The 7,076-nt window shown below is 54.7% G+C and carries 7 protein-coding genes and 1 tRNA gene; 2 read left to right on the top strand and 6 right to left on the bottom strand.

Features of this window, described 5'->3' with window-relative positions:
- Positions 1-146: 146 nt before the first annotated feature.
- From VGE80_RS22500 to mutM, 6 genes are all read right to left on the bottom strand, one after another.
- A complete protein-coding gene (locus VGE80_RS22500) occupies positions 147-965 on the bottom strand; it encodes a HalD/BesD family halogenase (RefSeq protein ID WP_440594205.1) in 819 nt (272 codons plus the stop codon).
- A gap of 149 nt (positions 966-1,114) precedes the next feature.
- Positions 1,115-2,254, bottom strand: a complete 1,140-nt coding sequence (rsgA, locus tag VGE80_RS22495) for a ribosome small subunit-dependent GTPase A (protein ID WP_440594204.1) — start codon at positions 2,252-2,254, stop codon at positions 1,115-1,117.
- Positions 2,255-2,678: 424 nt separating this feature from the next.
- Positions 2,679-2,751: transfer RNA gene (locus VGE80_RS22490), tRNA-Glu, on the bottom strand.
- Between the two features lie 168 nt (positions 2,752-2,919).
- Positions 2,920-3,138 carry a carbon storage regulator CsrA gene (gene csrA / locus VGE80_RS22485; protein WP_373650858.1) on the bottom strand — a complete coding sequence of 73 codons (219 nt, stop codon included), beginning with the start codon at positions 3,136-3,138 and terminating at the stop codon, positions 2,920-2,922.
- A gap of 281 nt (positions 3,139-3,419) precedes the next feature.
- Positions 3,420-3,551 carry a hypothetical protein gene (locus VGE80_RS22480; RefSeq protein ID WP_397571094.1) on the bottom strand — a complete coding sequence of 44 codons (132 nt, stop codon included), beginning with the start codon at positions 3,549-3,551 and terminating at the stop codon, positions 3,420-3,422.
- Entirely contained in the window at positions 3,548-4,420 is an 873-nt protein-coding gene (gene mutM, locus VGE80_RS22475; protein ID WP_440594203.1) for a bifunctional DNA-formamidopyrimidine glycosylase/DNA-(apurinic or apyrimidinic site) lyase, read from the bottom strand. Before mutM ends, VGE80_RS22480 begins: the two co-directional genes overlap by 4 nt.
- A gap of 292 nt (positions 4,421-4,712) precedes the next feature.
- On the opposite strand from mutM, the gene VGE80_RS22470 reads away from it, so the two are divergent.
- Both VGE80_RS22470 and VGE80_RS22465 read left to right on the top strand, forming a co-directional pair.
- A complete protein-coding gene (locus tag VGE80_RS22470) occupies positions 4,713-6,458 on the top strand; it encodes a DUF1598 domain-containing protein (RefSeq protein WP_373650860.1) in 1,746 nt (581 codons plus the stop codon).
- Between the two features lie 162 nt (positions 6,459-6,620).
- Positions 6,621-7,076 (top strand): ACT domain-containing protein (locus VGE80_RS22465; RefSeq protein WP_440594202.1); only part of this gene is annotated, 456 nt, incomplete at its 3' end.

Below are 7,076 nucleotides of genomic sequence, written 5' to 3'. Positions count from 1 at the left end.
TAATCCTGATTGGATTCAGGCGATTAAGTCGGTTCGTTTCCGAACGAAGTGACGCATCAAAACCGTCACTTCGTTCGCCTCTTTGTCGCATGGCTGACAACTCCATGCAGGGAAAAAAATTGTGGGGCTGCAGATCTTCGGGGCAGCTAATCCCAAAGCGCTCGTAGACCGAAAAAGGCGGTGTCCTTAACACGACGCGCGATCTCTTTCAGTGGACTGATTCTTGAATCGGTGCAGAATGTCATGCTCAGCATGATGCGTAGATCTCCCTCGTCCGTGGGGCTTGCTCGGTGAAGTACTTTTGCACCTTCAAAAAGAACAAGGACGTTTGCTGAGGTATCGATTGATTCCTCGCCCTTGGATGTTTTTCTCATCAACTTGCTTTTTGAAACCCCGCCCTTGGGCGATTCGTTGGCCAGCGAGAGCAGCACCGTAAAATGACGTCCGTGATAAAAGTTGTGGTCGTAGTGCCAGTTAATATGGTCTCCCGCTTCCCGGTAGCACAATAGTGATAACGAGCTTTGGTCGCCGTCAGGAGTAGGGAAAACAGGTATCCCTGCGATACTTGAAACCCACTCTCTCAGTTCATCCGAGTGATACAATCCGACGCAATTTCTCGCGTGACGCTGAATATTCTCGTACGAAAGCGTATGCCCTTTCTTGTGCGTCGGTATGTAGCTGGAAACCATTCTTGGAAGGTTTCTCGTCGCCTCGGATTGCAAAAGCTCCAGGTCTGAGAAGGATAAGAAATTCTCGACACGTACGAGTCGTTCGCGGGCGAATGCCCGGCAATGCTCTTGTATATTGACTGGTCCCTGGATCGTGAAGTGGTGCTCGTTAACCCAGTTGGCTCGTTGCTGTGCGAGCTGACCGAGCATCCGAATGCGGCGTTTTCGGTGACGTACATAAACCACGGAAAGGGTCGCCAGGGCGATAGCAGCTGTCCCCACCATCCACGGCAACATTGGATTCACCCCCCTCCGAAACGCATCGAGAGTTGATCCACGGTTTATAGTTAACCCCGTATCAGGGCGCGGGGTGACTGACGTTTACTATATGGTCTTGATCTTCCCGGTTTCAACGGCGGTCTGTCTGTTACATAATCGTTATTGCGTCAGTCGTCTCCAATGACAAGCCTGATGTAGCTTTCATATCGGATCTGCGAGATCAGGTCTTGTTTGACCGCCTCCCTCACGGCACATCCCTCTTCCACCAGATGAAGGCAATCGGGGAACTTACAACTGGGTACGAATGGGCGGAACTCGATGAAATAGCCTTCCATCTCCCCAGGATGCACGTCCCAGAGTTCCAATTGGCGAATTCCGGGCGTGTCGACCACCCATCCCCCAAAAGACAATTCCTGAAGCTGGGCGAACCGAGTTGTGTGTCGACCTTTCTGAGTGACGCGGCTGATGTCGCCGGTCTTCATTGACAGGCCAGGTTGAATGGCATTCAACAGCGACGATTTGCCCACACCGCTTTGACCCGTAAAAACGGTCTGCTGGTGCTTGAGCAGCCGTCGCAGCCATGCGATCCCTAAACCGGACGGAACACTCGCCGCAACGACGGTGTATCCGACCTGAGCATAGTGTCCGATCATCGGCTGCAGGTCAGCCACGTCGACGAGATCGCACTTGTTAATAACGATGATCGCCCGAACTTCCCCTTTTGCCGCGCTGACGACAAAGCGGTCTATCAGGGCGGGTTTCAGCGGCGGTTCATCGGCTGATGAAATGATCGCCACCTGGGACACATTTGCCACCAGGATGTGCTGCTTGTACTGATGACCGCGAGCGATAATTCCCTGCCGCGGCTCCACGCGTTCAATCACCCCACACTGGTTCTTACCCGGGAGGAAGAGAACGCGATCTCCTGTGACAACTGCGTTCCGTGCATTCCGGGCAACTGTTCGGACAACGCGACGGACAGTGCACTCAAATCGTGTGCCGCTTCCCTCTTGACCCTCGTCGACCTGAACGGTGCATTGTGTTGAGCCGATCGCCGAAATGACCCGCCCTCGTAGGCAGGCAGCTTGATCGACGGCAAGGACAACGTGATCTCCCTCGCCCTGCTCACCCAAGATCGTTCGTCGTCTTGTCAGAGCCCCTTTTCCAGAGACCCGTTGTTCGCGGTCGATATCCTCGATAACGGACTCGTCGGCATGGATCTGCCTGGTAAAATCGTTCTGGCGAGCAGAGTTTTGTCGATTCTTCCGGAAATCGACCCTCACCTTTTTAGAGATCTTCTTCGCCACGTGATGGGTGCCTCTAATCTCGAGAGTTGATTATCTGCTGCGGGATGCATTGCTGCCTGAAACATTGTTGACGCTTGCCACTCGTCTCCAGACGCACGCGAGACGACGGCTGTCGAGCGATGGCCCTGCCTGGGATCATACCAAACGCCGCTCTAAACCCTCGGGGTCAAACCGGTTGTGATGCTGTCTCCAGTTCTGGAGCTCGTGATAGGTCGCAAGCGATCCAGCGGGAGAGATCTCAGTTCCGGCGGGTTCGGGCTTATTCTTATATGGGAATCTTTCTTTCTCAAAACCGAGTGCGGTCGGATTCGAGCATCATTCTGATCAGTACGACAAATCGCCAAGTCGTTATGGATTAATCAGTACAACTTGCGTTGTGATAAATGAAAAACGTCCGAGCCCAGTAAAGGACTCGGACGTTTACTGACCCCATGGGGATTCGAACCCCAGTTCTCGGACTGAAAATCCGATGTCCTAGGCCTCTAGACGATGGGGCCGTCATTCGCAAAACTAATCAGAAGCGAGAACAAGATCGGAGTTTGGTGCCGGATTCTTTAGTCGCGGCTTCCGATTTTTTCGCTGCGGATTAATAACAACGGACGGCAGGGATTGCAACAAACCGGGGTGAATTTTTTTCGTCCCGGTTTCGTTGCGGGGGGCGAGTTTTACTCGGCCACCGACTTTTGTTCAAGGCTTGGGAACGGAGAAGTTGCTGCAGATTCTGAAGAGGCGATTGCGTCGCGCACTTCGCTCCGATGAATGGAAACTTCTCTCGGTGCTTGAATGCCAAGTCGAACCTTGTCGCCGCGGATTTCGACGACCGTGATGACAATGCTGTCATCAACAATGATGCTCTCGTTTTTTTTCCGCGACAGAACTAACATTTCCCACAACTCCGAGGGCCAAGCCCTTTCTTCATCCGTGCTTTTCGAGTCTTTCAGGCTGTCAGCGCAATTTCCTTGCGACCGTCAAATTGTAGAGTCTACAGAATTCGTGTCAACCCCAGCACTTCTTCATTTATTGGCACGGGATAATTTACCGCTTTTAAGCGTATGTCCGGCACGCTGTTTTTCACAGACAGCCCATTTTCTCACTTTCAGACTGCCTGCTTTCCTGGTCTCCGCACAATTGTTTCCTCCTCAGCGCGGTGACGGGATGATGCTGCTCATTTCCCTGAGCCAGACGACTTCCTCCTGACAGTGCTGAGCTTGTTGGCTTTCTGAGCGATCTGATTCTTCTGCATCTGCTTGCGCAGGTGAGGCAGCTTCGTCGCAGGTTTACGCGGGGCTCCGGTCATTTCACACTTCCTTTTCTGGATGAAGTTTTCATTTTCTGACATTCGGGGCAGTAAAACGTGGATCGCTGTGCCTGGACGATCCTCTGGATGGCCTCACTTCCGCAGGAAAGACAGGGCGAACCGGCTCGCATATAGGCTCGATGCAGGTTCTGGTAGCTGCCATTCTGGTTCAGTGCGTTGCGGTACGTCCCATCAGAAAGAGTCGAGCCCTCACACTCAATCGCTTTCAAAAGAACCTCCTGTGCCGCTGCCGCCAGTCGCTCGACCTGCCTCGGGTTTAACATCTTCGCTGGCGTCGAAGGGTGAATCCCCGCCACATGCAGAATCTCACTCGCATACAAATTACCGATCCCCGCTACCCTCTTCTGGTCGAGCAACAAGACCTTAATTTCCCGGTTTGAAGCGGCACACCGCTCGCGCCACATCTCCAGAGTCATCTCCAGGGCATCCGGTCCCAGACACTTGGGGCCATAGCGCTCCTCAAACTCTCCAGAAAGGTAATGAGAGACCGTTCCCAGGCCTCGCCGGTCCCAGAACCACAAAGAGGGATACTGATCGTCTCCTTCAAAATCCCACCGCAGTCTCAAGTGGCTGACGTCAGGAGGATCGGCCAGCACCATCAACCCTGTCATCCGCGGTTCGACGGCCACGATCGTACCATCCGACACGTCGAACACGACCCGCTTACCAACTCTCCGAACGCCGGCAAACTGCTTTCCCACAAGCCGTTTTCGCAATTGAGTGAACTTCGGTGTGATGAGAATCGGCTTGCAACCGTTTTCGCATTCACTGAGATCGCAGATCGTCCGACCGACGATCTGCGGTCGGATACCACGAACCATGGTTTCGACTTCAGGCAGTTCTGGCAAATTGTTCTCCCGCGGATGTCTCTGGTGGTGTGGGGCGATGAGGGTGCAACTCACTGCTGTCATCTGCCCATCAACTGTAACTCAACAGAGTATTCTAACGTCTGATCGGATTGTGGGGTTGAACGCCAGGGCGTCGCCCCTTCATCAGCAGAATGTGCAGAATTTTCTTGACGAAGCAGTGCTGAAGGACGATTCTAAATCGATAGTGGGTTGGTTTGTTTTGAATGCAACTTTGTCCCCTTTTGACGGCGTCATCGTCACAATCCGTCTTGTCCACGACTAGGAACCTGACATGGTCCGATTTGGCCGATTGAACTTCAATACGACTTTTCTTCATCGGTCGTTGACCCTGTGCGGATGTCTCATTGCGATGTCCACTGCTTCGCAAGCTGCCAATTCGCCAGCTCAAATGAACCATGCCGCAGTCGTTGCCGATCACCTGAGTGCAGGAGAATTCGGCTTGGCTCTGGATCAGGCCCTTGTCGCTCCGACTCCCGAAGAGCGAGCAGCCCTGCTGACCCAGGTCGCCGCTGCGCAGCAGGCCGCCGGAGAGACGGACGCCGCCGCTGGCACTCTTAAACGTATCCCGCGCCGTTCGAGACTCGAGAACGCTCCTGCTGCTCCTCGAGCACTTCAAGGGGGCGTTCAGGCTGACTTCCAAACGCTGATGCGACTGATTCGTGAAAACACGAAGTCCAAATGGGAAGAAGAAGACGGTGAAGGTGGAGCAATGTCCCCCTTCCCCACTGGTGTGAAGGTCTCTCCCACAGGTCTGCTGCATCGCGTCAGCGCTGCAGAGCAATCGGGCGAACTCGCTTCGCTGGGTGTGAAAGCCCGCCAGGCCGACATTAATGAAGATGTCGCTCAATACTCTGAACTCCGTATGGTCTCGCTGACACGTCTCGAACGAGCTGTCGCGCGGCGCATTGAAGAGGGACTTCCCGTCCCCGAAACGATGTCGCAGCTCGCCGGTCTCTCGCACATTAAGTATGTCTTTGCCGTTCCCGAATCGAATGAAATCGTCATTGCCGGGCCTGCTGCGGGCTGGCAGTACAACGAACAAGGCCAGCCCGTTTCTGTTCGCGACGGTCAGCCGACCCTCCAGCTGGATGACCTGGTGACAGTGCTGCGGACCTTCGCCCGCGGGAACGCGGACTTTGGCTGCTCCATCAACACTCGCGATGAAGGGGTGAAAGCCCTCAAGGAATTCGTTGAGAAATCGCAGGCCAAAGGACCAATCAACAAGGGCGGCGTCGGCGCCTGGGTCAATCAGATCCAGCAGAAACTGGGACGTCAGGACGTCGTGGTTTGGGGTGTCCCCGCTGAAAGTCGTGTGGCTCGCGTCATCGTGGAAGCGGACTACCGGATGAAGCTGATTGGCATCAACAAGTTGCCAGCCGGTAAGGAGATTCCCGGTTACTTCGATCTGCTGCCTGTTGCCGAACAGAAGGCTCAACCCAATATGGACGCCCTGCGATGGTGGCTCACCATTCAGTGCGATGCTGTGATGCACAGCGAAGATCGTAACACATTCGAAATTCAGGGCTCGTCGGTCCTGTGCCTTTCGGAAAACCAGTTGGTGACCGCCGAAGGAAAGCATGTCCCCACCGGCAAGTCCGAACCAACGAATCGTCTGTTCGCGCAGAACTTCACGTCCCACTATGCGACGCTGGCAAAGAAAGACCTGGTCTTCGCAGACGCTCAGAACATCTTCAACATGGCCCTGTGCTCGGCCCTGATCCAGTCTGAAGACCTGCGAGGCAAAACCGGCTGGAACATGGGAGTCTTCGCTCCCAATGGTGGCTATGCACCAGCCAGCTATCCTGCCGCGACGGAAGTGGAATCGGTTGTCAACCACCGGGTTTACCGAGGCCGCGATATCGTAGTCCAGGCAGCTGGTGGGGTCCGATGCGACGTGATGGCCCTTGCGAAAGACCCTGTTCGCAACAAGCTCGCTCCGCAGCTGGAAGAAACTGCCAAAGTTCAGCAGGTTCAGTCGGTCGCTGTCGGACGCTGGTGGTGGGACGCGGTGAAATAAGCCCACTTGCCAAGGCGGGATGGTCTCCGACAAGAGCGGTCTTGATCGAACGGGCACTCTCCGGCAACAATCATCGCCTCGATTGGGCTTGATGAATTCAACAGTCATGTCGAACGGCTCTTCGGAGCCGTTCGATTTTTTATTGGGGTAGAAAAAACCGCCATGCAAGTCGTGATCACTGCAGTGGGGCCGGATAACCGAGGGCTGGCCGACCCGATTGTTCATCTTGTTTCGGCGGCAGGGGCCAACATCTACGAAATCCAGATGTACGATCACGATTCCGAACGACTGTTCGCAATGTTGCTCCGCATTGATTGGCCTCTGGGGCCCGAGAGCGTCGCTGAACTTCGTGAAAAAATGAACGAAATCGGCCGACTGAAAGGCCTGTCGATTCGAACCTGGTCGCGGGATGAACATCAGTCCCGTTCGCGACTTCCTCGACTGGCCATTTGCACGACCTACCGGCCGGAACCTGCCCTCGCACTGCTTCGTTCGATGCGCGACAAGCGACTGCTCGCCACCCCGGCCGTCATGATTGGCAACCGTGACAGTTGTCGAGGAGTTGCCGAACAATTCGGTGTTGAGTGGCACCAGATCGGTGATGCGAAGGGAGAACCC

The organism is Schlesneria sp. (genome assembly GCF_036405755.1).
Classification (GTDB): domain Bacteria; phylum Planctomycetota; class Planctomycetia; order Planctomycetales; family Planctomycetaceae; genus Schlesneria; species Schlesneria sphaerica.
This window is presented reverse-complemented; position numbering and strand designations above follow the sequence as displayed.